The 23658-nt window shown below is 71.6% G+C and carries 18 protein-coding genes; 17 read left to right on the top strand and 1 reads right to left on the bottom strand.

What is annotated here, in order from left to right:
• From SACMADRAFT_RS20790 to SACMADRAFT_RS20735, 12 genes are all read left to right on the top strand, one after another.
• Complete coding sequence (locus tag SACMADRAFT_RS20790; protein ID WP_009155818.1) at positions 1 to 2910, top strand: type I polyketide synthase; 2910 nt, start codon at positions 1 to 3, stop codon at positions 2908 to 2910.
• Positions 2911 to 2925: 15 nt separating this feature from the next.
• Positions 2926 to 3657 carry a PIG-L deacetylase family protein gene (locus SACMADRAFT_RS20785; protein WP_009155817.1) on the top strand — a complete coding sequence of 244 codons (732 nt, stop codon included), beginning with the start codon at positions 2926 to 2928 and terminating at the stop codon, positions 3655 to 3657.
• Between the two features lie 203 nt (positions 3658 to 3860).
• The gene (locus SACMADRAFT_RS20780; RefSeq protein ID WP_009155816.1) at positions 3861 to 5807 is read left to right on the top strand and encodes a non-ribosomal peptide synthetase; all 1947 of its coding nucleotides are present in this window, start codon (positions 3861 to 3863) and stop codon (positions 5805 to 5807) included.
• Positions 5804 to 6574, top strand: a complete 771-nt coding sequence (locus tag SACMADRAFT_RS20775; protein ID WP_009155815.1) for a thioesterase II family protein — start codon at positions 5804 to 5806, stop codon at positions 6572 to 6574. The genes SACMADRAFT_RS20780 and SACMADRAFT_RS20775 overlap by 4 nt, the downstream gene beginning before the upstream one ends.
• On the top strand, positions 6571 to 7875 hold the full coding sequence (locus SACMADRAFT_RS20770) for an aminotransferase family protein (RefSeq protein WP_009155814.1): 1305 nt from the start codon (positions 6571 to 6573) through the stop codon (positions 7873 to 7875). Before SACMADRAFT_RS20775 ends, SACMADRAFT_RS20770 begins: the two co-directional genes overlap by 4 nt.
• Entirely contained in the window at positions 7872 to 8882 is a 1011-nt protein-coding gene (locus SACMADRAFT_RS29710) for an alpha/beta hydrolase fold domain-containing protein (protein WP_009155813.1), read from the top strand. The genes SACMADRAFT_RS20770 and SACMADRAFT_RS29710 overlap by 4 nt, the downstream gene beginning before the upstream one ends.
• Positions 8879 to 9592 (top strand): SDR family NAD(P)-dependent oxidoreductase, encoded by a 714-nt coding sequence (locus SACMADRAFT_RS29705; RefSeq protein ID WP_009155812.1) that lies wholly within the window; start codon positions 8879 to 8881, stop codon positions 9590 to 9592. Before SACMADRAFT_RS29710 ends, SACMADRAFT_RS29705 begins: the two co-directional genes overlap by 4 nt.
• Positions 9593 to 9614: 22 nt before the next feature.
• Entirely contained in the window at positions 9615 to 10391 is a 777-nt protein-coding gene (locus SACMADRAFT_RS20755; RefSeq protein ID WP_009155811.1) for a class I SAM-dependent methyltransferase, read from the top strand.
• Between the two features lie 9 nt (positions 10392 to 10400).
• Complete coding sequence (locus tag SACMADRAFT_RS20750; protein ID WP_009155810.1) at positions 10401 to 11657, top strand: 6-phospho-beta-glucosidase; 1257 nt, start codon at positions 10401 to 10403, stop codon at positions 11655 to 11657.
• The gene (locus tag SACMADRAFT_RS20745; RefSeq protein ID WP_009155809.1) at positions 11648 to 12652 is read left to right on the top strand and encodes an N-acetylglucosamine kinase; all 1005 of its coding nucleotides are present in this window, start codon (positions 11648 to 11650) and stop codon (positions 12650 to 12652) included. Before SACMADRAFT_RS20750 ends, SACMADRAFT_RS20745 begins: the two co-directional genes overlap by 10 nt.
• A gap of 36 nt (positions 12653 to 12688) precedes the next feature.
• Positions 12689 to 15766: an AMP-binding protein gene (locus SACMADRAFT_RS20740; protein ID WP_009155808.1), complete on the top strand. Its 3078-nt coding sequence runs from the start codon at positions 12689 to 12691 to the stop codon at positions 15764 to 15766.
• Positions 15763 to 16944 carry a cytochrome P450 gene (locus SACMADRAFT_RS20735; protein WP_009155807.1) on the top strand — a complete coding sequence of 394 codons (1182 nt, stop codon included), beginning with the start codon at positions 15763 to 15765 and terminating at the stop codon, positions 16942 to 16944. Before SACMADRAFT_RS20740 ends, SACMADRAFT_RS20735 begins: the two co-directional genes overlap by 4 nt.
• A gap of 62 nt (positions 16945 to 17006) precedes the next feature.
• On the opposite strand, the gene SACMADRAFT_RS20730 is transcribed toward SACMADRAFT_RS20735, so the two are convergent.
• Entirely contained in the window at positions 17007 to 17801 is a 795-nt protein-coding gene (locus tag SACMADRAFT_RS20730) for a LamG-like jellyroll fold domain-containing protein (protein WP_009155806.1), read from the bottom strand.
• A gap of 306 nt (positions 17802 to 18107) precedes the next feature.
• Between SACMADRAFT_RS20730 and SACMADRAFT_RS31455 the strand changes: the two genes are divergently transcribed.
• The 5 genes from SACMADRAFT_RS31455 to SACMADRAFT_RS20710 all read left to right on the top strand — a co-directional run bounded on the left by SACMADRAFT_RS31455 (position 18108) and on the right by SACMADRAFT_RS20710 (position 23654).
• A complete protein-coding gene (locus SACMADRAFT_RS31455) occupies positions 18108 to 19178 on the top strand; it encodes a Gfo/Idh/MocA family protein (protein ID WP_083840961.1) in 1071 nt (356 codons plus the stop codon).
• A gap of 253 nt (positions 19179 to 19431) precedes the next feature.
• Positions 19432 to 20799, top strand: a complete 1368-nt coding sequence (locus SACMADRAFT_RS20720) for a thymidine phosphorylase (RefSeq protein WP_157617292.1) — start codon at positions 19432 to 19434, stop codon at positions 20797 to 20799.
• 16 nt (positions 20800 to 20815) lie between these two features.
• Complete coding sequence (locus tag SACMADRAFT_RS28665) at positions 20816 to 21706, top strand: TauD/TfdA family dioxygenase (RefSeq protein WP_009155803.1); 891 nt, start codon at positions 20816 to 20818, stop codon at positions 21704 to 21706.
• Entirely contained in the window at positions 21703 to 22869 is a 1167-nt protein-coding gene (locus SACMADRAFT_RS20715) for a glycosyltransferase family 2 protein (RefSeq protein ID WP_009155802.1), read from the top strand. Before SACMADRAFT_RS28665 ends, SACMADRAFT_RS20715 begins: the two co-directional genes overlap by 4 nt.
• Positions 22866 to 23654 (top strand): inositol monophosphatase family protein, encoded by a 789-nt coding sequence (locus SACMADRAFT_RS20710; protein WP_009155801.1) that lies wholly within the window; start codon positions 22866 to 22868, stop codon positions 23652 to 23654. The genes SACMADRAFT_RS20715 and SACMADRAFT_RS20710 overlap by 4 nt, the downstream gene beginning before the upstream one ends.
• The last annotated feature ends 4 nt before the right edge of the window (positions 23655 to 23658 follow it).

Here is a 23658-nt window from a genome sequence, read left to right as displayed (position 1 = left end):
ATGGACCGCGACCGCTCCATGGACACCGCGGTGGTCGGCATCTCGGCGCGCCTTCCCGGGGTGCACGGCCTTGACGACTGGTGGTCGGTGCTGACCAGCGGTCAGGTACGGACGAAACGCTTCGAACCCCGGGAGCTGCTCGACGCTGGGGTTCCGGCCGGGCTGCTGGACGATCCGGAGTACGTCCCCGTGCACGGCTACCTGGATCACGCCGACGAATTCGACAACACCCTCTTCCGGATGAGCGCGCGGGACGCGGAGATGCTTGATCCGCAGCACCGTCTGATGCTCCAGGGCGCGTGGGCCGCACTCGAGGACGCCGGCACGGGCTTCGGCGCCCACCGGCCGGTGACTGCCGTCTTCGCCTCTTCGAGCGGCAGCGGGTACCTGCGCCGGATGCTCGTCAACGGTGAACTCGATCCTGTGGTGCTGGAGGAGGCGCTGCACGGGACGGAACCGGACTTCGTCGCCGGCCTCATCGCGTACAAGCTGGGGCTCACCGGTCCCGCCATCGCCGTGCAGACCGCGTGCTCCTCTTCGCTGGTCGGCGTCCACCTGGCCTGTCAGGCACTGGCCGCCGGTGACTGCGACCAGGCTGTCGTCGCCGGTGCCGGCGTCGCCTTTCCCCAGGCCGGTTACTTGCGGTCCCCCGGGGGCATCCAGTCCCGTACGGGCCGGTGCCGGCCCTTCGACAGGGAATCCGACGGTGTCGTGGCGGGGTCGGGTGTCGTCTGCGTCGTGCTGCGCAGGTTGTCCGACGTCCTGGACCACGGTCCCGAACCCTACGGAGTGATCCTGGGCAGCGCGGTCAACAACGACGGTGCCGCCAAAGCCGGCTTCTACGCCCCGTCGGCGGCTGCCCAGGAAGCGGTCATCAGAGCCGCCCTCGACGCTGCCGACGTCAGTGCGGCTTCCCTCGGCTACCTCGAAGCGCACGGAACCGGGACCAGAATCGGCGATCCCATCGAATGGACCGCGGCGACGGCCGCCCTCCACGCGGGGGGCGCCCCGCCCGGCTCCATCGCTCTGGGGGCGCTCAAGGCGAACATCGGCCACCTGGACGCCGCGGCCGGGCTCGCGGCACTCGTCAAGGCGCTTTTCGTGCTCCGCAACGGGGTCGTCCCGCCGATCGCGGGCTACACCGGCCCCAACCCGCTGCTGGAAACGGCAGGCTCCCCGCTGCGCATCCCCACCGAAGCCGAGCCGTGGCGCGGCCCGGAACCCCGGCGCGCCGGGGTGAGCGCCTTCGGCATCGGCGGCACGAACGTCCACGTCGTGGTCGAGCAGGCGTCTCCGGCTCCGCTGCGGCAGGCCGTTCCGGACCGGCGGCCCCGCCTCGTCCTCCTGTCCGCCGCCGAGGAGGGCGTTCTCGCCACGGCGGCCACCCGGCTGGCCGAGCACCTGGCGACGACGGAGGTCGACCTCGCGGACGTGTCGACCACGCTGGCCACCGGCCGCGCGGCGCTGCCCGAACGCCTCGCCGTCGTGGGGCGCAGCATCGCGGAAGTCGCCGACCGGCTCAGGGCGGGCGCCGGCGCGGCGGGCCGTGTCCCGCAGGGTGGCAGCTCACCTGTCGTCTTCCTCTTCCCCGGGCAGGGAACCCAGTACCCCGGCATGGCGCTGGCCTTCGCGGAGGTCCTGCCGGGATTCCTCGGCGCACTGCAGCTCTGCCTGATCGAGTTCCCCGCGGACGTCCGCGCCCGAGTGCGCGCAGCCCTGCTCGACCGCGACTCGTCGGCTGCGGACCTCGCCACGACGGAGCTGGCACAGCCGGCGCTCTTCGCGCTCGGCTACACCGTTGCTTCCGGGCTGGCGGAACTGGGTGTCGTGCCGGCCGCAGTGCTCGGCCACAGCCTCGGTGAGATCACCGCGGCCTGCGTCGCGGGGATCCTCGACCTCCCGTCGGCCGCGCGGTTCGTCGTCGAGCGAGGCCGGATCATGCAGGGCTGCCCGCCCGGCGCCATGCTGGCCCTGGGCTGTGACGAGGCGCGGACCCGGGAGTTGCTGTCCGCGGGGGGTGCGCACCTGGACATCGCGGCGGTCAACGGACCGGACAACTGTGTTGTGGCGGGACCCGCCGCCGCGGTGGCGGAATTCGGGTCCTGGCTCGGTGACCGGGTGCACACCCGGCGGCTGGCGACCGAGCGGGCGTTCCACTCCGCACTCGTCGACCGCGCTGTCCCCGCGCTGGCCGAAGCGGCAGGCGACCTGGTACCTCGGCCGGCTCGGGTGGCGTTCGCCGCCAACTGGGTGGGGGAGGTGCTGCCGCCGGGCAGCGTCGTGGCCGCGGAGGACTTCGTCCGGCAGGCGCGTCGACCGGTCCGGTTCGCCGACGGACTCGGAGCCGTGGCTGCCGGGTACCCCGGCTGCGTGGCCGTCGAGGCTGGCCCGGGGCGGACCTTGGCCACGATGGCCACCGCACTGGGTACCACTGCGGTGCCGTTGTCCCCGCACCGCGGCGGGACCGACGGCGCTGAAGCCGTGCTGGCCGCGTTGGGGCGGCTGTGGGCTGTGGGCGGGAACGTCGACACCGGCCGGTTGTGCGTCGGCGGCCACCGCGCCCGCCTGCCGACCTACCCCTTCGCCGGCCGCCGGTGGCTGGCCCCCGAAGTCGTGGGTGCCTCCGATGCGGGCACCGGGAGCGGGAAACCTCCGGTCCCGGACGACGGGCCGCCCGATGTGCCTGCGGTCGTTTCCCGGCTGTGGACCGAGTTGCTCGGCAGCGAGGCAGCGAACGACCATGCCGACTTCTTCCACCTCGGCGGCGACTCGCTCCTCGTGGTCCACCTGGTGCGGCGGCTGCACCGGGAACTGGGGGTGACGGTGTCGCCCCAGGCTCTGCTCGAAGGCCGCACACTGGGCGGCCAGACGGCGGCCGTGCTCGCTTCGCTCGGTTCCGAGCGTATCTGACCCTGGGAGACTCCGATGACCGCATCACTGGTCTCCGACGACCGGCACATCATCGTGCTGTCACCGCATTTCGACGACGCGGTGCTGTCCTTGGGCGGGTTGCTGGCCGCGCACCGGGGGCCCAGCACCGTCGTCACCGCGCACGGCGGTCCACCCCCGGCCGGGCTCAGGGTGTCGGGCTGGGACTCCGACTGCGGGTTCGTCCGCCCGGAAGAGGCGTACACGATGAGACTCGGCGAGGACCGGCGCGCCTGTGCCCTGCTCGGCGCCCGCCAAGTCGTGCTGCCCAATGCTGACGGACCGTACGGAGCCGGGCGTCCGATCGCCGGGCTCGAAGAGTTTCTCACCGGCCTGGCCGCCGACGCCGCCGTGTTCGTCCCACTCGGCCTGATCCAGCCCGACCACCGGGCCGTCCGGGATGTGGCCTTGCCCGTCCTGCGGGGCGGCCCGGCGACCTGGATCTACGCCGATTTACCCTACACCGCAGCGGATCCCGGCTGGCCCCGCGTGCAGTTCGGTGGATCGCCGGAGTTCTCCGGTCCGGCCGACGGCGGGTGCATTGTGGACGCGAGCCACGAATTCACTCTGGACGACGCCACGTGGTCCGGCAAGCGGGACGCGGTCCTGTGCTACGCGTCCCAGCTCAGCCTCGTCGCCACGATGCTGGAAACCGACGGGACCGGCGCGCTGCTGGGCCGGCACGGGCCACTGTCCACTGAGGTCGTCTGGCGGGTGGCCCGGCCGTGACGGCGCTGGGGTCTTGTTTGCCAACACCAGGACGGGAACCTAGCCTCGGTGACGACGGTGAGCCGGCCACGCCCGGCCATCCCGTCGCTCAGCCGGGTACGGACAGGCTGCTCATTCGCCATCACAGGAATCGGGCTCGTCGGCGGCTGCCGCCGTTCGCCAATAGGGGGTGGATGCACGTGTCATCAACGGATCCAGCTGTGATGCCGGGTACGGGAACCACGACCGGTGGCCTCGGCGAAGCCGGGCCGCTGGGGTTGGGGGAGGTGCTGCCGTTCGCCGGGGAACCCGCCGTGCACGAGCGTGTTTTCCATGTGGCGGAACACTATCCGGACGACGTGGCGGTGGTGTCCGGTGGGGTGGTGACGGACTACCGGGGGCTGGTGCACCGGGCGCGGCTGGTCGCGCGGGATCTGGCCGGCGCCGGCGTGACTCCGGGCGGCCGGGTCGGTGTCCTCGTCGAACCGTCGACGGAGATGGTCGCTGCGGTACTGGGGATCCTGTGCAGTGGTGCCGCGTACGTGCCGGCCGACTCGGCGCACCCCGGCAGCCGCATCCGCGAGCTGTTCGCGGATGCCGGGGTCCGGGTGGTCGTCCGCGGCGAGGGGCACGACGACCGATGCCGCGGCTACGACACCGTCCCCGTCGCCGCGCGGCCGGCCGACGACGAACCGGAACCGCCTGCGGCAGCGGGTGTCCCGGTGCGGCCCGACAGCCCCGCGTACGTCATCTACACCTCGGGGAGCACCGGTGCTCCGAAGGGGGTGCTCGTCGAGCACCGGCAGCTCGCCGCGTCCACATTGGCGCGTCGCCACGTTTACCCGGGCAGAGCGGTGTTCCTCCTGGTCTCACCGCTGTGCTTCGACTCGTCGGTCGCCGGTATCTGGGGCACGCTGACCTCCGGCGGCTGCCTGGTCGTGGCCACCGCCGAGCAGGCGCGCGACCCCCAGCAGCTCGTCGGGCTCATCGAAGAGCACGGGGTCACGCAGATCCTGTGCGTACCCGGTCTCTACCGGTCCATCCTCGACGCCGGGGGCCGGGTGGGCCTCCAGCGGCTGCGCACGCTCACCACCGTCGTCGTCGCAGGGGAAACCCTTCCGGAGTCGTTGGTGCGAAAGCACTTCGAGGCGCTGCCGGCCACCGAGCTGGTCAACGAGTACGGCCCGACCGAGACCACGGTGTGGGCCAGCTACCACCGGTTCCGGGCGGCCGGCCGGGTGACCATCGGCAAGCCGGTGCCCGGGGCACGGCTTTACGTCCTGGACGCCTTGCTCGACCCGGTCCCGCCGGGGACCGACGGCGAACTGTTCGTCGGCGGCGTCGGCGTTGCGCGGGGCTACCTCGGCCGCCCCGGCGACACCGCCCGCGCCTTCGTGCACGATCCGTTCGCCGGGATACCGGGAGCGCGCATGTACCGCACTGGGGACATCGCCCGGTGGACGAGCGACGGCAGGCTTGAGTTCCGCGGCCGTCGCGATCGGCAGACCAAGGTGCGCGGGCACCGCGTCGAACTCGGCGCGGTGGAGGCGGAACTCGCCGGCATCCCGGGTGTGGAGGACGCCGCTGTCCTCGTCGACAGCGAGCACACCGCGCTCGAAGCAGCCGTGGTCGCCGCGCCGGGAACCACCCCGGAGTACGTCCGTGCCAGGCTCGCCGACCGGTTGCCGCCGGCCATGGTGCCCGCGCGGATCGTCCTGCGTGCGGACTTCCCGCGCACAGTCAACGGCAAGATCGACCACGCGGCGCTGCGCGCGGAGCTGAGGGCGGGGCGGCCGCCGGTCCCCGCGCCTGGGGCAACGCACCCCGCCCCCGGGCTCCCGGGGGACCTGACCGCGGAGGTCGCCGCAGCCTGGGCGGAGGTGCTCATGCTGAGCGAGGTGCCCGACGACACCAACTTCTTCGACGCGGGCGGTCACTCCTATGCCGTCTTCACACTGCAGGACGCACTGGAGCGGCGAGCGGGCGTGCGGCCGCCGGTCGTCGCGCTCTTCCGGCACACGACGGTGGCGGCCCAGGCCGAGCTGATCCGTGACCTCGCCACGTCGGACGGCCACGAGCAGGCGTTCACCGAACGCCGGCTCGCCGCCGCCCGGCACGTGCTCGCGGCCCGGGCCGAGCGGCTCAACCGGCGGCAGGCGGGCGCGGAATGACGGCCCCTCCCGACCCCTGGTTCCAGTGCGCCCAGCCGCTCGCGCATCCCCGCCTGCGGCTGCTGTGCTTCCCCCATGCGGGCGGCTCTGCCTCCTTCTTCCGCGGCTGGGGCGAGCACCTGGGCGCGATGGAGGTGCACGGCGTGTGCTACCCGGGCCGCGCCGAGCGCATCGGCGAACCCGCGCCGACGGATCTGCGGGCCCTGGCGGCCGCCATCGCGGAGGCCGCCGAGCCGTTGGCTGACCGGCCGATCGCCCTGTTCGGGCACAGCTTCGGCGCGGTCGTCGCCTTGGAGACCGCACGGGCCTTGGAGGCCGCAGGCATCGAGCCTGCCGGGCTGATCGCCTCGGGCACCCGGGCGGCGCCGTACCCCGGGCCGCCGTCGGCGGAGGACGACGACGACGCGCTCGTCCTGCGGCTGCTGACCTTGGGGGGCACCGACCCCGCGATCGTCGCCGACCCGGTGTTCCGAGAGCTCGTGCTGCCCTACGTGCGAAGCGACGGGCAGATCCTGCACGACTACGGTTTCCGCGCCCTGCCCCGGCTGCGGACCCCGGTCCTGACCATCGTCGGCGACGAAGACGAGGACGCCGACCGGCGACCTTGGCCGGAACTGACCGACGGAGGTTGGCAGGAACGCGTGGTCCCCGGCCACCACTTCTACCTGGTCGCCGAACCGCCCTTCGAGCTCGTGCAGGGCTTCCTAGCCCAGGGCGGTCCGGTTCGGGAACCTCTACCACCGCAGACGCCGAAGGGGTTGACATGAACCACACGAGGGACGCCGGCCACGCTCGCACCCGGGACCGGCAGCACGTCTGGCACCCGTGGTCGCCGCTGAGCGCCGACCGCTCGGAGCTCCTGCTGTCGCACGGCGCGGGCTCGGTGGTCTGGGACGTCGACGGCAAGGATTACCTAGATGCCTCCTCGCTCAACACCACCTGCGGGTACGCCCGGCCGGAGGTCGAAGCAGCGATCACCGCGCAGGTGCGGCAGCTGCACCAGTTCGACCTGTCGCTCGGCAGCCACGAGCCGGCGGGGCTGCTCGCCGAGCGGCTCGCTGCGCACCTGCCGCCGGACATGGCCAAGACCCTGTTCGTCAACAGCGGGTCCGAGGGCATGGAGGCGGCGGCGCTGATCACCGCCGATTACTGGTCGAACGTCGGCAAGCCGCGCCACCGGTTCGTGAGCTTCGCTCGCGGCTACCACGGCTCCACACTGCTGACCCGCAGCCTGTCCGGCCTGCCCCGGGTGGATCACGGATTCGGTGCGGTACTGGACGTGATCAAGATCGACTTGCCGCTTTCGCCGATCCGCATGGCCGGGCCCGAGGCACTGGATCCGCTGGTGGTGGCGTTCGAGCGCGCCTTCGGCGACGACGAGGACGACTGGCCGGCGGCCGTGGTGGTGGAACCCGTGCTCAACGTCGGGGGCGGCGTCGTGCTGCCCGAGGGTTTCCTCCGGGAGCTGCGGCGGCTTTGCGACCGCACGGGGACCCTCCTCGTCCTGGACGAGGTGTTCACCGCGTACGGGAGGACCGGGCGCATGTACGCCTTCCAGCACGAGGACGCCACCCCCGACATCCTCGTCGGCAGCAAGGCGCTTGCGGGTGGTTACCTGCCTATCGGCGCGGTGAGCGTGCACCGGCGTATCCACGACAGCTTCCGCGACGAGCCGAACATCGGCGGGGTGCGCTACGGGCACACCACCTCGGGACACCCCGTTTCCTGCGCCGCCGCGCTCGCCACGCTCGACGTCGTGGAGAAGGAGAACCTGGTCGCCCGGGCCGGCAGCCTCGGCAAGGACCTCCTGGACCGGCTCGGCCCGCTCGCCGGGCGGCACGAGGTGGTCGACGTCCGCGGTCGCGGCCTGATCGTGGTTGTCGAGCTGTCGACCTGGGACGCCGCCGCCCGGTTGGTCGAGCGGGCGAAGGAGAACGGCCTGCTGCTCCGCCAGCCGGGCGAGGCGGTCATCGTCTCGCCGCCGCTGACCGCCTCCGACGACGAGATCGCCGCCATGGCCGACCGGCTGGAGCGGAGTGCGGCCGAGGCCGCGGAGCCGGCCCCGTGAAGATTTCCGCGAGGACCGGTGCGGCCACCCGGCCCGGGCCACCGCCGCGGTTCGATCCGGAACTCGCCGGACCGGTGGCCCGGCTGCGCCGGGAGCTGGACCTGCCGCTGACCCGGGACAAGATCACGGCCAGCCGGGCCAGGGGGGCGGCGGGCACCCTGTCCGACGACGAGATCCGCCGCGGAGGGGCGTTCGACTTCGAGGAACACCACGCCCCCGGTCCGTCCGGCGCCGAGAGCGTCCGGCTTCTCGTCTGCCGTCCCACGCGCACGCCGCCGCCGCACCCGGTGCTCTTCAACATCCACGGGGGCGGCATGGTCGCCGGAGGTTACCGCGCCGTGGACTTGGCGGACGAGCTCGAACGTGCCGAGGAACTGCAATGTGCCGTCGTGTCGGTCGAATACCGGCTCGCGCCCGAACACCCCGACCCGGCCCCCGTGGAGGACTGCTACGCCGGGCTCCGCTGGGTGATGGGTGCCGCGGCGGACCAGGGCCTGCGCCCGGAAGCGGTGGTCGTCAGCGGCAACAGCGCCGGCGGAGGCCTCGCCGCCGGCGTCGCCCTGCTCGCCCGGGATCGCGGGGGCCCGCGCCCCCTCGGGCAGCTGCTCCAGTGCCCCATGCTCGACGACCGCTGCGACACCCCCTCTTCGGTGCAGCAGGCCGAGACCGGGCTGTGGGACGGCACATCGGATCGCACAGGCTGGACCGCCCTGCTCGGCGACCGTCGCGGCACCACCGACGTCTCCCCGTACGCGGCGCCCGCCCGCGCCACCGACCTCGCCAGGCTCCCGCCCGCATACCTCGACGTCGGCGCCGTCGAAGCGCTGCGCGATTCGACGGTGGACTACGCGAGCCGCATCTGGCTGGCCGGCGGAGACGCCGAGCTCCACATCTGGTCGGGTGCCTTCCACAGCTTCGACTGGTGGGTCCCCGACGCGGCAGTGTCCCGGGCAGCCCGCCGCAGCCGGGTCGACTGGCTTCGGCGGCTCCTGCGGAGGGCTTCGTGACCATCGCGTTGGTGACCGGGGCGAACCGGGGGCTGGGCCGGGAGGTTTCCCGGCAGCTGTCCGGGAAGGGGGTCACCGTCCTGCTGGGCAGCCGCGACCCGGCCGCCGCCGAACACGCCGCGGCCGGTCTGGGCGCGACGCCGGTGACCCTCGACGTGACCGACCCGGCGGGCGTTGCCGCGGCGGCCGAGCTGGTCCGCGAGCGCCACGGCCGCCTCGACATCCTGGTGAACAACGCGGGCGTCTTCCGCGGCTGCGGCGCCGAGGCCACCACGGCCGCGGTCGCCCGGGAGATGTTCGAGGTCAACGTGCTCGGCGTCATCACCGTCATCAACGCGTTCCTGCCCTTGCTGCGCCGGTCGGCCGCCCCGCGCATCGTCAACGTGTCGAGCACGACCGCCTCGCTGACGCTGACCAGCTCGGGGGCGAGACTCCCCGGGGACGCCAGTCGGCGCATGGCCTACTGCAGCTCCAAGGCGGCGCTCAACATGCTCACCGTGCAGTACGCCGCGGCTTTCGGCGAGGACGGGGACCTGGCGCGGATCCGGATCAATTCCGCGTCCCCCGGCTGGACGGCCACGGAGATGAACGGGTTCCGCGCCGACCGCACGGTCGAGCAGGGTGCGCGGGCCGTCGTGGCGCTCGCACTGCTGCCTGACGACGGCCCCACCGGGGGCTTCTTCGACGACAGCGGACCCGTCGGCTGGTAGTGACCGAGAGAGAGGAGGCACCATGCACTGGGCCGCTTCGAGCCTCGTCGCCGAGGTGTACGACCGGGGGCACCCGCCCGGGTTCTCCTACGGCGACATCGAGTACTACACGCGGGCGCTGCGCGACGTCACTGGGCCCGTCCTGGACGTGGCGTGCGGCACCGGCCGGATCCTGGTCCCGCTGCTGGAGGCAGGGATAGCGGCCGACGGGCTCGATCTCTCCCCGGAGATGCTCGCCATCTGCGAGCGGCACTGCCGGGCGCGCGGCTTGCGGCCACGCCTGCACCGAGGGGACATGGCGGGGTTCCGGCTCGATGAGCGCTACGAAGCGGTGATCATCCCGGCGGGGTCGATCAAGGGCCTCACCGGCCGGGCGGCCGTTCTGCGGGCCCTACGCGCCATGGGTGGCGTACTCCGCCCCGGTGGCCGGCTGGTGGCCGACGTGGCCCCGCCGCGCCTGGTGGTGGGCTCGAAGCCCCTGCGATCCTGGGCGGACGGCGAGCACCTGTGGACGGTGCAGACGGTGCACGCTGAGTACGACGCGGCAGCGAACCACGTGACCGAGTACCTGCGCTACGAGAAGTGGCACCGGGGCCGGGCCACCGCGACGGAGCTGCACACGTTCGGCGTGCAGTTCTGGAGCGTCCGGGAGTTCCACGGGCTGCTGACCGAGGCGGGGTTCTCGGACATCACGGTGGTCGGGGACTACCACGAGGACCGCGAACCCGGTACGCACGACGACGACTGGACGTTCCACGCGGTCTGGCCGGGCAGCCAACCGGAGCGGATCGGCGATTAGGGGGAAACCTTGCGGTTGGCGGTGGTCGGCGGCGGTTCCACCTACACGCCGGAACTGATGGACGGGATTGTCACCGGGAAAGCAGGCCTCCCGGTGACGGAGATCGTGCTGGTCGACCCCGATGAGCACCGGTTGGCGGTCGTGGGTGGTGTCTGCCAGCGCATGCTCGCGCACGCAGGCCACCCGGCGCGGTTGCGCACGACCCGCAACCTGGATGCGGGGGTGGCGGGCGCGACGGCCGTCCTGCTGCAGCTGCGGGTCGGCGGTCAGCGGGCCCGGCTCTCGGACGAAACGTTCCCGCTGGCCTGCGGCTGCCTCGGCCAGGAGACGACCGGCGCGGGCGGGCTGGCCAAGGCCCTGCGGACCGTACCCGTGGTCCTGGACATCGCCTCCCGCGTGCGCACCGCGGCCGCGGACGCTTGGATCGTCAACTTCACCAACCCGGTTGGGATCGTGACCGGCGCGCTGCTCGGCGAAGGGCACCGCGCGGTGGGGTTGTGCAATGTCGCCATCACCTTCAAGTTGTGGACGGCGGCGTTGTTCGGCGTGCCGCCGGAGCGAGTGGACCTGGATCACGTCGGTCTCAACCACCTCACGTGGACCCGCAGCGCACGGGTCGACGGCGAGGAGCGGATCACCGACCTGCTCGGAACGCACGCCGAGCGGGTCGCCGAGCACATCGGTGTGCCCACGGACCTGCTCCGCCGGATCGGCGCGGTGCCGTCCTACTACCTGAAGTACTTCTACCGGCACGACGCTGTGGTCGCCGATCTGCTGAAAGAGCCCCCGCGCGCGCAGACCGTGGCGGAACTGGAACGCGAATTGCTGCGCCTGTACGCAGACTCTTCGACGGTGCGCAAGCCGGAACTGTTGTCCAAACGCGGCGGTGCGCACTACTCGACGGGAGCGCTGGAGCTGGTGCGGGCCTTGACATCGGGCAGACCGGCCGAGGACCACGTGGTTGACGTGCGCAACCGCGGCGTCCTGCCGTTTCTGCCGGACGACGCGGTGATCGAGGTCATGTCCTCTGTGGACGATCGCGGGGCCGTGCCGCACCCGGTGCCCGCCATGGAGCCCGCGCTAGCCGGGCTGACGTCCCACGTGGCGGGGTACGAGTTGCTCGCGTTGGACGCGGCGGTGCGCGGTGGTCGGAACCGCGTAGCCGCCGCACTGCTGGCTCATCCGCTCGTCGGCCAGTGGGACGTGGCCGAGCGGCTGGCTGACGAGCTCGTGTCCCGCAACCGGGAATTCCTGGCGTGGGCGTGAATGCGCGAACCGTGCTTGCGGTCGATGCCGGCGACACGAAGACCGACGTGCTGCTGGTCGACAGCGGTGGCACGGTTCTGGGGGCGGCGCGGGGCCCGGGGGCGTGCCACCAGACGATCGGGGCGCGGGCCGCGCTGGACCGGATCGAGGCACTGGCTGGCCGGGCGGCGCGGCAAGCCGGTCGGCCCGCCACCCCGCCCTTCGCCGACCACACCGCCGCATTTCTGTCCGGAGTGGACTTCCCGCGCGAGCGGGAGGCGCTGCACGAGGCGATCCGGGGACGGGGGTGGTCGACGTCTTCGGTGGTCGACAACGACACGTTCGCGCTGCTCCGTTCGGGAACGACCGACAACGTCGGTGTGTCCGTGGTCTGCGGGACGGGAATCAACTGCGTCGGTGTCGCCCCCGACGGCCGGGTTCACCGGTTTCTCGCACTGGGCAGGCTTTCGGGAGACTGGGGCGGCGGGCAGGACCTGGGCAGCGAAGTGCTGTGGCTGGCGGCCCGGGCGGCCGACGGCCGTGGGGAGCCCACCGCGCTGCTGGACGCCGTCCTGGCGCACTTTTCCCGTTCCAGCATGGCCGATCTGCTGGAGGCGATGCACTTCGGCGAAATCCCGGCGAACGCCGTCGATCGGTTGGCGCCCTTGCTGACCCGGGTGGCCGGGACCGGGGACGAGGTGGCGGCGGAGGTCCTGCACCGGCTGGCAGGCGAACTCGCCACCTTGGCCACGATCACCCTGCGCCGCCTGGATTTCCTGGAGCGGCCCGCCACCGTGGTGCTCGGCGGTGGCGTGATCGCCGGGGCGGGTCCGGGTATGGTGCGGGAAGTGGCGCTGCGGTGCGCCGCGGTCGCCCCGTTGAGCACGGTCCTCGTGCCGGAAATCCTTCCTGTGGCCGGGGCGGCGCTGCTGGGGCTGGAGGAAATCGGGGCGCACACCGCCGAAACCCGGTTGCGCGCGGAATTCGCGGCGCGCTGGGTGCCGTCGGCCGGTTGACGCCGCGCCTGCGTGTTTCGGGGAGAGGAGAACACCATGCGGACGGAGCCAGGCCGGGGCTCGCCGGCTTCGGCCGGGGACGGCTGCCTGCACGAAGGGGTCGTGCGGAACGCGCGGCGCGCTCCCGGGAGTCTCGCCGTCGCGGGCGCCCAGCGGCTCACCTACGCCGAGCTCGATGACGCTTCCGGCACCTGGGCTGCGCTGCTGGCCGCGGCTGGCGTGGGGCCGACCTGGATCGTGCCGATCGTGCTGCCCCGGTCCGCCTCCCTGGTGCTGGCGGCCCTCGCCGTGCTCAAGACCGGGGGCGCCTATGCCCTGCTCGACCCCGGCTGGCCGGAGGCCCGGATCCGGGAGGCGGTCGCCCGGCTCGGCGCGAAGCTCGTGGTCTGCCATGACGACGTCTCCCTGGCCGGTGACGTGGCTCGGTGGGTGCCGCCCAGCCGGCCGGTGCCGGTGCCCGGCTGGCGTCCGGTGCCGGTCGATCCTTCGGCGCCGAGCACCGCCTTCCTGACCTCGGGCACCACCGGAACGCCGAAGTTCGTGGTGTCGCCCCACCGGGCGACCACGCGGCTGTTCGGGCCACAGTCCTTCGCGAGGTTCTCGCCGGGGACCGTGGTGGCCGTGGCGTCGCCTGTGTCGTGGGACGCCTTTTCGCTGGAACTCTGGTCGGCTCTCGTCAGCGGGGGCACGGCCGCCATCGTCCCGGAGCCGTTTCTGTCCGCGGAGGCGCTGCGCACGACGGTGGCCGAGCACGGGACCGACACCGCGTGGCTGACCAGCAGCCTGTTCAACGTGATCGTGGACGAAGATCCGGGCGCTTTCCAGGGCCTGTGCCAGCTCATGGTCGGCGGGGAACGCCTCTCGCCGCCGCACGTGGCACGGTTCCTGCGTGCCCATCCCCGGATCGTGCTGATCAACGGCTACGGCCCGGTGGAGAACACGATCTTCATGACCACGCACCGGGTCGAGCCCGGTGACTGCGACCGGCCCGGGGGCATTCCGCTCGGGGTGGCCGTCGGCGGCACCCAGGTGCACGTCCTGGACGGCGACCGGCCGTGCGCACCGGGGGAGACCGGCGAAATCTGCGCCTCGGGAACGGGGCTCGCCCTGGGGTACCTGGACGACCCCGAGCGGACCGCGCGGTCGTTCACCGCAGTCGCGATTGACGGCGCTGCGGAGCGCGTCTACCGCACCGGGGACCTCGGCGTGCTCGACTCCGCCGGCCTGCTGCACTTCAAGGGCCGCGCGGACCGCCAGGTCAAGGTGCGCGGACACCGGGTGGAGCTCGCCGAGATCGAGCGTCAAGTCGAGCGAGTGCTTCCGTCGGTGCGGTCGTGCCGGGTCCTGGCCCGACGCACGGCCGCGGGCGACACCACCGAGCTGGTCGCGTTCTGCGTTCCGATCCGGGCAGGGGACACGCTGGCGGATGCCGTACCCACCCTGCACGCCGCGATGCTTCCCCACCACCGCCCTGCCGCCGTCGTCGGCGTCGGCGGCTTCCCGCTGACCGAACGCGGGAAGCTCGACGAGCGGGCGCTCTGGGAGAGCCTGCCCGCCGCGGCCTCGTCCGCACCCGACGCAGATGCCCTGTCCCCGGGCGGAACGGCGCAGGTGGTGGCCGGTGTCTTCGCTGCGGTGCTCGGCGTTTCCGCGGTGCCGCGTGACGTCCCGTTCACCCGGCTGGGCGGGACTTCGCTGGACGCGGGCCGGGTCTGTGCCCGGCTGTCCACGCAGCTCGGCCGGCAGGTACCGGTGTCCGTTCTCTACCGCTACGAGACCGCCGCGGCGCTGGCCGCCTGGGCGGCTGAGACCGCACCGCCGGAAGAATCCGGGCACGACGACCGCGGCGACGTCCCGCTGACCCCGCAGCAGCTGCTGTTCCTGAGCCGCGAGCTAGCCGGCCCGCAGGACCGGACTTCGCATTGCCTGCTGGTGTGGGCCGTCGAAGGCCCACTCGACCACACGGCGCTGCGCAGCGCCATCGCCGCCCTGCATGCCAGGCACGAGCCCCTTCGCTCCGCCTACCTGGCGGATCCCCGCCCTTGCGCGATACCGATCGACGTCCCGCCGCCGGACCTGGTGGTCCTGCCTGCCCACCGGACCGAAACCGAGGCGCTGGTCGCGTTGCGCGGCGAACTGGGCCGGGAGCTGGACATAGCCGGCGCGGCCGTGTGGCGGGCCGCGGTCGTGCCGTCCGCCGACGACCACACGAGTGCCCTGCTCGGCTGCGCCGTGCACCACATCGCTTTCGACGGCTGGTCGGAGTCGGTGTTCGCGCGGGACCTGGCAGCGCTCTACAACCGAGCTCGCGAGCTGCCGTGGACCCTGCCGGCGAAGCCGCCTTCGCCGGCCGCCATCCGCGCCGGGGACGTGTCCTACGCGAGCCAGGCCGACCTCCCCGCCCAACGCGCCCGGCTGGCGCAGGAGCTGGCTGGCACGCCCGAAATCCGCTGGCCGGGCGCGCCAGCAGGAGGGCAGGCGGGGGAGCCCGGACTGGTCACGGCGACCATTCCGGCCGAGACCGTCGTGGCGGTGGATGCGGCTGCCGTCCGGGCGGGCACCTCCCGCTTCGCGGTCCTGCTGGCCCAGCACGCGGGTGCGCTCGCCGAGCTCACCGGGCAACAGGACTTCGGGATCGGGGTGCCGGTCGCCTGCCGGGACCGGCCCGGGCTCGAAGACGCCGTCGGGTGCCACATCACCATGGTCTGCGTCCGGTTGCGCGACGACGCGGTGAACGGGGGCGGCCGGGCCATCGAGGAGACCGGGCGGGCCCTGCGGCGAGCCCTGGCCGCCCAGGACGTGCCGCTGAACACCATGCTGGCGTGGGGAACCAACCGGACGCGGGGCAGGGCGCCGCTGTTCCAGACGCTTTTCGCGTTGCAGGACAACGACGTTCCCCGCCTCGAACTCACGGGCGTGCGGACCCGCTTCCGCCGCCAGCGCTACCTCGACCTGCCCTTGGAACTGCATGCCGAGCTGTGGCCCGACGCGGACGGCGGGCTCGGCCTCACGGTGTACTTCCGTCCGGAGGCCGTCGCGGAGCAGGATGCACGGAACCTGGCGCTCGGCTTCACTCGCCGGCTGGAGTCGATCGGGTCGGAGGTGCAGTCTTGAGCACGCGGAGCGTCTCCCCCGACTCCCTCGTGTCCGTGGCGGCGCACTCCTCGGGCGAGGTGCTGGAAGCGTGGCGGTGGATGCGGGCGCACGACCCGGTGCACTGGCACCCGGGCGGCGAATTCTCGGGGTTCTGGTCGGTGACCCGCCACGCGGACGTCCGCGCCGTGTACCAGGACGCCGCCATCTTCACCTCGGCCGCCGGAGTGCTCCTGAGACCCGCGGACCGCGGCGGCGACCCCGGTGGGGGGATGACCCTGGCGTTGACTGACCCCCCTCGGCACCGGGATCTGCGAGCGGTCGTCGCGGAGTGGTTCGGTGCGCGCTCGGTGCGGGCACTGGTCGGCCTGATGCGCGAGACGACACGCGCGCTGCTGCGGCGGGCGGTCGACCGGGGGGAGTGCGAATTCGTCCGCGACGTGGCCGCTCCGCTCTCCCATGCGATGATCTGCCGGCTCATGGGTGTGCCCGACGCCGACCGCGAAAGCGTCTTCGAGTGGTCGAGCGAGGCCTTTCACCGAGGCACCTCCCTCACCACCCACCACGAGCTCGCCCGCTACTTCGTCGACCTCATGGAGCGCAAGGTGGCCGAACCCGCGGACGACATCGTTACCGCCTTGGTCACCGGCGCCCCCGCGGGCGCGCTCCTGTCGGCCGAGGAAGTGCTGTTTAACTGCGAAAACCTGCTGGGCGCCACGGAGAACGGGCGGCTCGGGCTCGCGGGAGCCGTGCAGGCGCTGGTCGAGCACCCCGGCCAGTGGCGCCTGCTGCGAGCCCGGCGCGACCTGATCCCGGGCACGGTGGAGGAGACGCTGCGCTGGACGTCCAGCGCGGTGCACAGCGTGCGTACCGCCGCGACCGCAGTCGAGCTGCGAGGTAGGCGGATCGCGGCCGGTGACAAGGTGGCGCTGTGGCTTCCGTCGGCGAACCGGGACGAGGAGGTCTTCGCCGAACCGGACCGCTTCGACGTCTCCCGTACCCCCAACCGGCACCTGGCCTTCGCGGCGGGTGAGCACTTCTGCATCGGTAACGTCCTCGCGCGCGCCGAGACCACTGTGCTGCTGGAAGAACTGGTGGTTCTGGCCGCCCGGCTGGAGCCCGCCGGGCCGGTGGTCCCGGTGCGATCGATCGCCGTCCGGGGCCCGGAACGGCTGCCAGTCCGCCTGGTTCCTGCGTGACAGAAGAGAAAAGCCCGGTTCCCGGTGTCGGAACACCGGGAACCGGGCTTCGGGCGCCCGCGTCAGCGCTGGGCGGCCAGGTCCTCCTCGTACAGCCGCCGCGCGTCGGCCTCGTCCAGCACCCCCAAGTAGATCCGGACCGCGCCGACCGAGCCCGGCCACTGGTCGGCGACCGCGTCGAGGTACCGGGCCTGGCCGATGCCCACACCACCTTCGGCGCGCCACGCCGGCCAGTTGCCGGGCAGCTCGCCGACCCCGTGGTCGCCGGTACCCGGTACGAAGATCCGGACGGCCGCGGACTCGAGGTCGTACACGCCCACCAGCAGCTCCCACCGGTCGAGTTCGGCCGGCCCGACCGGCTGGGCCGACCATGCCTTCTGCCACTCCACCGGCCCGGTCGGCCCGCCATCCACCGGGGCGGCGGTGAAGCACCAGCGTAGCTTCGGGTCCGTACTCGCCGGGTCGGCGTCGCCGATGCGCGCGCCGAGGTAGAAGGGGCTGTGCGAGGGGCCGTCCATACTCACAGCGGTGACGGCGAAGTCACCGGGTTTCAACTGCGCCTCCGCGCCGATGGTGGCGCTGTCCAGGCGGACCCAGGCCGCGACGCTGAAGCTGCGGTCGCTGGCCACGACGGGCGTGGTACCGGACAGCCACTGGGTGGTTCCGTCGAGAGCGATCGCGCCGCCTGTCGGCCCCTCCGTCCACTGTGGATTTCCAATGGCCGTCAGCCGGTGCCCGTTGCCCGTGCTGTCGTCGGCGGTGGCGCCCGTACCCTCGTCGAACTTCCACCATCCGGCGAGCCGGACCGCTCCGGGCTCGTCGCTCGTCACTGCTGCGGCTGAATTCGTTTCGGTCACGGAGACTCCTTGTCTGGGGGCACACGCAACGGGAAGACCGGCGCCGGGGCGCGATCCGGCACCGATGCTGCCACGCCCGGCGGGTGAGCGACACCTCCCGCCGACGTGTCGCTCGCCCGCCGGATTCCGTTGCCTGCACAGCAGATTCGCGCCTGGCCACGGGGAAGAAGTCCGTGGCATACTCCCTGGTGCGGCTGTCCCGCTTGTCCACTGTGGTCACCGGGTGCTGGGCCGCTGCGTGACGTTGCCGCCCGGGAAGGGCGCGTCGATCCCAGCACGGGGATCTGGCCCGGCGTCCGCGAACCGATGCACCCGATGCCGGCACGAGTGACCGCCCTTGCCTGCGGCGTAGACGGTGGCGGGCCATCGACGGAGGAGAGAAGGGGAGTAGACCTCTTGCCCAGACTGCGCACAGCCCTGATAGGTGTCGGCCGGCACGCGCCGAAAGACTACGTCCCCGCGTTCTCCGAACTGGCCGAGGAGGTCGAGCTCGTCGCCGCGTGCGACGTGGACCCCGCCTCACAATCGCGACTGACCCGCGCGCTCGCTGAACACGGAACCTCGTCGTCGCCCCGGTTCTTCACCGAATACGAGTCCGCACTGGACTGGGCGTGGCCCGACCTGGCGATCATGGCGACGCATCACACACACCTGGAGATCGCCCGCGAGCTGCTCCTGCGCAAGATTCCCTTCCTCAAGGACAAGCCGTTCGCGATGGCGCCAGCGGACACCGAAGAACTTGCACGCCTGATCGCCAAGAGTGGGTACATGCGCCTGTGCCCGCAACGCAGACGCCATCTCCTTGAAGGCTGCTCGAACGCCCACGGCGCGCGCTGCCGCGGCCGCCTTCGGTACGTTCGGTGTGGCAGGTGCGTGGTGCCGGAAGACCTACAAAATCATTGCCGCGGGCGAGGACGGGGTGCTGTCCACCGGCCGGCGCGACGTCTACGACCGCGCTCAGCACGGGTACTTCAACAATCGGGCCGTCCGGGTAATGGATCAGGCCGGGCCGCCGTAACCGTACGCCCCCACCGGGCTGGGACTGAGTCACCGCGCTTACCCGCCGGGAATCCCTTTAGCCGCCCCGCAGATCGCCGAACTCGGGCAGGGGATCGAGTCGAAGCAAGACTACCCCCGGCGGATCACCGGGTACCTGGAGCGCATCGACGGCGTCCAGGTGATCATCGCGTCGACTGCGGGCCGCATGTCGGCGCACTACGCCCAGCTATTCGATGTCGACACGGAGCTGGTGCGGGGCGGGCGGGGCCGGCTTGTCCGGGGCTTACAACGCCGAGGGCATCGAGGACGTGGACGTGCGCTAGTCGACCGCGCCGCTGCACATGCTCCATCTCTTCCATCGCCCACTGTCCGCGGTGACCGGTTACGACTGGGCGTCTGTCCGCTCCGGTCACACTGTCGCAGACCGCCTCCACGGTCTCGGTCCCGGCGCGCCGCGGGCTTCAAGGCGGATCACGACCGCTACCGCGAGGGAGTGCATCTTGCCAGCGAAGATCGGAGCCACCTTTCCTTTCAGCGCGGCCGCGCGGAGGCCCTCTCCGGGCGGCGACCCGGCCGAAGCTGGTGCGACCGGCAGAGTATTCCAGCTCAGCGAACGTACCGCTCTGGAGGCATGACAATGGCGCATGGCGGCAACACGATCGGCAGCTTACCGACGGAGCGCACCTCAAGAGCGGCCGCGTCGGCGCGTGTCCTCGCGGCCATCAACCGCAAGCGTGGCGGCGAGGCCTTCGCCGGCGATGAGATCGAGGCAATCATCGCCGACTTCGTCGCGGGGCGCGTGCCCGACTACCAGATGTCGGCGTGGCTGGCCACGGTCGCTTGCCGAGGGTTGTCGGTCGACGAGAACCGAGCGCTCACCCGCTCCTACACGACCGGCGGCAGTCGGATCGACCTGTCCATGCTAGACGGCCCGGTCGTGGACAAGCACAGTACCGGCGGCGTGGGTGACACCACGACCCTCATCGTGGTGCCAGTGGTCGCCGCCTGCGGCGTCCACGTAGTCAAGATGACCGGACGGGCGCTCGGCTACGCAGGCGGCACCCTGGACAAGCTAGAGTCCATCCCTGGCCTGCGGGTCGAACTGCCCGTCGACGAAGTCGTGCCGATCCTGCGCGACGTCGGGATGGTGATCACCGGCCAGAGCGCGGGCCTGGCACCGGGCGACGGAGCGACCTACAGCCTCCGGGACGTCACCGGCACCGTGGAGAGCCTGCCCCTGATCGCGGCGAGCATCATCAGCAAGAAGGTCGCCGTGCACGCTGACGGGCTGGTCCTCGACGTCAAGACAGGGGAGGGTGCGCTGGTCCCGGAGCGCGACGAGGCGGGCGCCCTGGCACAGCGAATGCTCGACCTCGCGATCTCCTTCGGGCTGCGCGCCCGAGCGGTGATCAGCGACATGAGCCAGCCCCTGGGCCGCGCGGTCGGCAACTCGCTGGAGATCAAGCAGGCACTGGCCGTGCTACGTGGACACCGGGTGCCAGGCCTGTACGACTTGTGCGCAGTCATTTCCGCGTTGATGCTCCGCGTGGCTCAGCCGGAACTGACCGAGGAGGAGGCGGCGGCGAGGGTCGAGCGGGCCATCGATAGTGGCGCCGCGCACGAGGTGTTCCTGCGCTGGGCGTGCGCCCAGGGGGCAGATGGCGCCGTGCTCGCCGACCCCGCTTCGCTGCCTCGGGCCCGTCACTGCGTCCCCGTCGCGGCTGCGCGTGCCGGGAAGCTTACCTGCGTGCACCCCCGTCCGATCGCGATGGCCGCGCTGCTGGTCGGTGCAGGCAGGCTGACCCAACGGGCGCAACTCGACCATGGTGCCGGAGTCGTGGTGCACCGCCGGGTCGGCGAGGAAGTCGCCAAGGGCGATCTCCTCGCCGAGCTGCACCACAGCTCGGGGGACGCCGAGAGCGCCTGGTCCCTCGTCCGCTCGGCGTTCGAATTCGGCGACGACCCCGTCGCCGAGCCACTCATCCACCAGATTCTCTGAGAACCGGAGGTTCCCAATGACCGTGGCCGTCCCACAGGACGTCCTTCGCCGGGCTATTACTGCCCGGCCGACCACCTTCAAAGGGGTGCCCGCCGAACCGGTCGCTTGGACGGGCACCGAGGCGGTCACCGAGACGTTGCGCCGCTACGACCGGCATGGCTTCGCCGTCGTCCGTGTCCTGGCCGGCCCCTTGAATGAAGACACCGTCCTGCGGCTCGCGGGTGAGCTGGGGCTCGATAAGCCCTTCATTCCGCCGCTTTACACACGGGGCGGGCGCGCTGCGCCACCGGTGTCGCGCATTGCCACACCGCCTGTCGCGCCGCCCTCGGGCGCCGTGCACCCCGGGTTCGAGACCAGGAACGGGCAGGACCTGCACTGCGACGGGACCCTGCAGGACATCGGCCAGGTCAAGGCAGTCATCCTGCTCTGCGTCGCGCAAGGGCTTAGCGGCGGCACGACCAGCCTCTTCAACGCGCACGGCGCCGTTGCTGAGCTGCTCGACCACGACCCAGAGGCGGCCAAGGCGCTCACTGCGCCTGGTCTGCTGCAGCGCCAGGCGACGATCAACGGCTCGACCGAGGCGGTTGCGACGCCAGTATGCACTGTTCAGGACGGTCAGATCGTCTGCCGATACTGCGTGAGTACCACCGACCGATGGGTGCTGCCTGACGGGCCCGAGCTACGAACTGTCCAACGTGGACTCGAGTTTCTCGACCTAGCGCGCCGAGAGAGCAGTCCACACCTCCTGCGGTTTGTGTTGGGGGCGGGACATGCGCTCATTTTGGACAACACCCGGCTCTCACATGGCCGAGACCCGTACCAGGACGACGATCGGCACCGGCGCTTGCTATACCGCAGCCTGCACCTGAGCCATCCGGCCGCGCCCCGAGAGCCGGCGGCGCCGTGAAGCCCGCCCGACCAAAGCTGAGCCTGGTCATCCCGTACAAGCGGCGCCTCAGCAACCTCCGACTGGCGTTCGAAGGGCTCGCCCACCAGACCATGGCCGCCGATCGATTCGAGGTCGTCGTCGGCGCCATGGAGTACGACGACGGCTACATCGCCGCGTGCCGGGAGTTCAGCAACCGGGTCAATGTTGTGAGCGTGATCGCTGACGGGCCGTTCTCTATACCCCGCGGCCGTAATATGGCCATGCGCCAGGCGAGCGGCGAGGTCATCGTCAACATCGACGCAGATACGCTGCTCCCGCCCGACGCTCTGGAGAACCTATACGACGCGCACTACGCCGCCGGGCAAAAGGATTGTGTCGTTGGCCAGGTAGCGGGGTACGGCAACAACTACGAGGGTGACGTAACACACAGCGACACCCTGCCATTTGCAGTGTGGGACGAGCGTGTCCGGGAGCTGTCGACGGCCCGGGAGCAGCCGGTCGACCCGCGCTTCCAGGTGGAGCACATCATCCCTTGGGCGTTCGCGTGGACCGGCTTGATCGCTATCCCCACGCGCACGGTCCGCGAGCACGACTTGTACTTCGACGAGTCGTTCGTCGGGTGGGGCGTCGACGACATCGAGTGGGGCTACCGCATCAGCGCGAGCGGCACGCCGATCGTCCTGCGTAACGAGGTCTACGCCCTGCATTTGCCGCACACTCGGGACTCGGCGGCCAACTTCGTCACCGAGCGCAGGAACTATCGGCAGTTCCTGCGGAAGTGGCCCGGCCCCGACGTCGAACTTGCCGCCGCGTTCAGCGACCTCGATGCAAACGAGCTGTATCGGGATTTTGTCACGGAGCTGCGAAGCGCTCTGCCCGCCGGCGCGGACGCACTCGGCACCGTGTTTGCCACGATCTCGGGGGTGCCCACCCTGCTGCTCGGCGTCCCGCTCAGCGGGGACGGGCACATCGTGGATGAGGACGTACAGCGCGCGCTGGGCAGCGCGGATATGATCGAGGCGCTCCCCCTGGTGGGCCTCGCGCTGCCGTACGACGATGAAGAAGCGGTACGAGCCATAGTTCTCGACCCTGTGGAACGTTTTTCCCTGCGGTACCGCGAAAAAGTCCACGCCACCGCCCGGCGGGTCGCCCGGTCGGTCACCAATGGGCTCAGCCAGTGAGCGTCTTCGACGTCATCGGCTGCTCTGCCGACGAACTGCTCAACGTGGGAGTAGCGATGGCCGCTCGAGGTGCCAACGTGATCCGAGATCTCCATGGGGAGACCGGCACCATCAGCTTCAAGTCGTCCCCTACTGATGCTGTCACCGCCGCCGATGCGGCCAGCGACACAGCCATCCGTGGAGTGCTCGCGGCACGCCGCGTAGGGGACGGCCTGATCAGCGAGGACGGGCCGCCAGCCGCGTCGTCGACCGCCCTGCGCTGGGTGGTGGACCCGCTGGATGGGACTACCAACTACGTTCACGGCCTTCCGCACATCGCGGTGAGCGTTGCGTGCGAAGCGCTGGTGGACGGCGCGTGGCAGGCAATTGTCGGGGTGGTCAGCGACGTGCTCCGGGACGAGGTCTTCTCCGCTGTGCTCGGCTGCGGTGCGCGGCTGGGCGAGGCGGCGATCTCCGTAAACGAGCCGGTGACGCTATCGCGGGCGGTCGTTGCGACAGGATTCGGCTACCGGCCCGCTGTGCGGCAACGGCAGGCGGATGCCCTGCGTCGGGTGGCCCCCATCGTGGCGGACGTACGGGCCACCGGGAGTTCGGCGCTCGATCTGTGCTGGACCGCCGCAGGACGAATCGACGCGTACTGGGAGGACGAACTGTCCCCTTGGGACTGGGCGGCGGGGCGGCTAATCGTACGCGAGGCAGGTGGCTGGACGTCGGTGCTGGGAGATGGAATCTTGGCTGCGGGACCCCACCTACACGCGGAACTGGACACGCTTCTCACTGGCTGAGCGA

Source organism: Saccharomonospora marina XMU15 (assembly GCF_000244955.1).
GTDB lineage: Bacteria > Actinomycetota > Actinomycetes > Mycobacteriales > Pseudonocardiaceae > Saccharomonospora_A > Saccharomonospora_A marina.
This window is presented reverse-complemented; position numbering and strand designations above follow the sequence as displayed.